General features: G+C 39.2%; 2 protein-coding genes. Both read right to left on the bottom strand.

The features are described from left to right. Nucleotides 1-1,443 (bottom strand): condensation domain-containing protein (locus BPMYX0001_RS25730; protein ID WP_033799394.1); only part of this gene is annotated, 1,443 nt, incomplete at its 3' end. Between the two features lie 32 nt (nucleotides 1,444-1,475). Continuing rightward, nucleotides 1,476-3,381: condensation domain-containing protein (locus BPMYX0001_RS25725; protein WP_033799393.1), on the bottom strand; the 1,906-nt coding region annotated here is incomplete at its 5' end.

Genomic DNA, 3,381 nt, shown 5'->3' with positions numbered 1-3,381 from the left:
ATTAGGTGTTTTCGCTGCCTGTTCCTCAAAGAGTGAACAGATGGACTCTTCTTTTGGATATTGCCTACAGATAGTATTCATATCTATTAGTCTCTTTATCTCTTTTTCAGATATAATCTGTATATCTTTTATCTTGATTTCCGGATTCTCAATGATTTGAGTAGCAATCTCTTGTAAATGTCTAGGGATATTTTTCATCCATTCGGAGTTATAGATATTACCATTGAATATTATCTTACCGCTAATCTCATCACCAGAATGAACCTGAATGCTTAATTTATAATTTGTCTGCTCAAAAGCCTCGAATCCCACAATGCGGAAACCTAACTTTTGTTCTTGATTATGATCAAAATCGTCCATAGCTACAGGAAAATTCTCAAAAGCTACAATATGATCAAACACCTGTTCACCAAATTTGGTGTTTTCCTGTATTTCTGCCAACGAAACATAATCAAACTCACTGGAAGCAAGTGCCTTCTCCTGTGATTTCTCTACTAACTGATGAAATGTATCATTCTCACTGCTTGTAATTCTTACAGGAATCGTATTTATGAATAACCCAACAATCTTTTCTACATCTGGAATGTCTGCTGGCCTGCCAGAAACTATTGAACCAAATACAACATCGTCAGTGTTATTCAACTTCTGCAGCATGATACCCCACATCGTTTGGAAAACGCTATTCACTGTAACTTGTTTAGACATGGCAAGCTGAGAGATTTTCCGAGTTATATCTTTATTAAAGTTGAATTTTATTTCTTGATGCATAAAATCTGCGGGTTCCTGCGCAGACCAATTATATGGAATTCCCTTGACACCGCTATAGCCCTCAAGGAACTTCTTCCAATACCCTCGGGCTGCTACATCATCCTGCTCATCCAGCCATTGAATGTATGCACTGTACGGCAGCCCTTTTTCCAGATAAATAGGTATGTCCTGAATGTAATCGACATAATACTTAAAAAGATCATTTAAGATAATGCTCATACACCAGCCGTCCATTAAGATATGGTGATGACTCAATATTATTTGAAACTGATTCATTTTTGTTTTTAATACGGCAAGGCGAATGAGCATATCACTTTGGAGATTAAAGCCCTTTTGTCGATCCCTCAATTTATATTCTTCTAGAAAGATCGTTTTTTCTTCTTGGGACATATGTGAAATATCTTCAAAGCTTACTTTGGTTCTCCGGTCTTTTAATATAACCTGAGTTGGCTCTTTAATTTTGGAGTAAAGAAAAACCGTCCTTAACACATCATATTTTTCAATCAAACGATTGAAACTTTCTTCCAAGAAGGGGACATTAAGTTCCCCTTCAATCAGAAAGACCATCTGTTCGAAATAAGTATCATTATTTTCATCTTTTAATGCGTGAAATAGCATCCCTTTTTGTGTCGGGGATAACTGGCATAAATCCTTTACCCTAGAAACGTCAAACATCAAATCACTCCAGATCGTATAGTATTTTTCAGTTACTTAACACTCTTTAAAGCCTCAAATACATCATCCAAATCTGATTGAGTCAGCTGACTCATGCTAAAATCACTAGGTGTTGGTTCTGATTTCTCTTTTGCCACACAATGGTTGATAATATGAAGAAGATGACTTTTATACTGGTCAAGAATGTTTTCGACTGTCCCGACATTGTATTGGATAGAGTTAAACATAAGATTAAGCTGTAATTTCCCATCGGTAACAATTGCAGTAAGCTCAATACCCGTGCCATGTTTATTCTCCAAACTAACTGGTTCTCCCATTGGCATCACAGGGTATTTCGCTTTGCTATTAATTTCAAACTGTCCCAGATAATTAAAAATAATTTCTGGTTTTATCTTATATTTTATTTTATTTTCTTCCGCTGGAACCAAATAATTGAGTACACCGTAACCTGCACCTTTGCGGGGGACTTCTCGTAATGTTTCTTTTACTCCTTTAATAACACTACCAAGATCGCTTGAAGGCACATCAAATACCACAGGAAACATGCTTGTAAACCAGCCAATCGTCCTACTTAGATCTGCTCCTTTTATGAGATCTTCGCGGCCATGCCCTTCTAGGCTGACTGCCATCCTATTTTCTCCTGTCCATTCCTGAACTGTTAGAGCAAGCGCCGCAAGAAGGAGGTCATTAATTTCAGTCTGGTAAGCCCGATGGGCTTCTGTCAGAAGCTGGTGTGTTTCTTTTTCGTCAAGGCTGAAATGCAGAGCTTCTATTTTACTGAAGCTTCCATCGTCTTCCCTGTCCTTCGGCAGAGGAGCCACTTTCATGGATTCGACACCTTCCCAGTATGGAATCTCTTTTTGTATAGCCCTGCTCCTTGCATACTCAGACAGCCCACTTGCCCAAGCACGGTAAGAGGTGGTCTTCGGTGGAAGAACTTCTCCTTTCTCATATAGACGATAGAAATCCTCCAGAAGAATCCTCCAGGACACTCCGTCCACCAAAAGATGATGAATAACAATTAATAGATAACTTCCTACATCAGTCTCAAAAATCCCCAGTTTTATCAGCGGACCTTCTTCGAGATTAAGGCCAGCCTGGAGGTAATTCGCTTCTTTCTCAATTAAAGGTTTTCCATCTGTTACTCCCCTAAAGTCAAATCGTTGAAGAGTAAAATCAATAGCTTCCGTTTCCCGACTGTACTGCTTCGAAGGGGAATAAACCATTCGGAGCGCATCATGATGCACGCAAAGTTTGTGGAAAGCCTCTATCACCGCTTCACTATTCCATTCTTCCTCCCTGAACAGCATCATAGATTGGTTAAAGTGTTCTGGTATAGGAAACTGCTGTTCAAAAAACCAATGCTGTATCGGAGTCAGAGGTACATCACCCTGAATTAAGCCTTGCTCTGCAGATGCAGCTGCAAACCGAATATATGGAACAAGCTCGTATACTGTTGGATTTTTAAACAAGTCTTTCATCTCGAATTTCAATCCATGCTCGTTCAGCCTAGCTGCAATTTGGATCGCTTTAATGGAGTCTCCTCCCAATTCAAAAAAGTTATCATGAATGCCAACTCGTTCTGTCCGGAGTACTTCCTCCCATACAGATGCTAAGAGTTTTTCCCTATCTGATAGAGGTGCCGAGTACTCTTCCCTGATTGGCACCTCACTTGTCGGCTTAGGCAGTGCTTTTTTGTCAATTTTTCCGTTAGGAGTAAGCGGGAAGGATTCGACCTCAACAAAATATGAAGGAATCATATAGTCAGGTAAAACTTCTCGCAGATAATTTCGAATGGAAGAAACCGTAACCTTCCCTAAAGAAACTATATATGCACAAAGATAGCTATAATCTTGCTCTTCTGTTACGGAAATAACAACGGCTTCCTTAACGGCACTATAAGTTAAGAGACGACTTTCAATCTCTCCTAATTCAATG

Origin of the sequence: Bacillus pseudomycoides DSM 12442 (assembly GCF_000161455.1) — a bacterium.
In the GTDB taxonomy this organism is placed as follows: domain Bacteria; phylum Bacillota; class Bacilli; order Bacillales; family Bacillaceae_G; genus Bacillus_A; species Bacillus_A pseudomycoides.
Note: the sequence above shows the minus strand (reverse complement) of the source record. Positions and strands in the feature narration are given on the sequence as shown.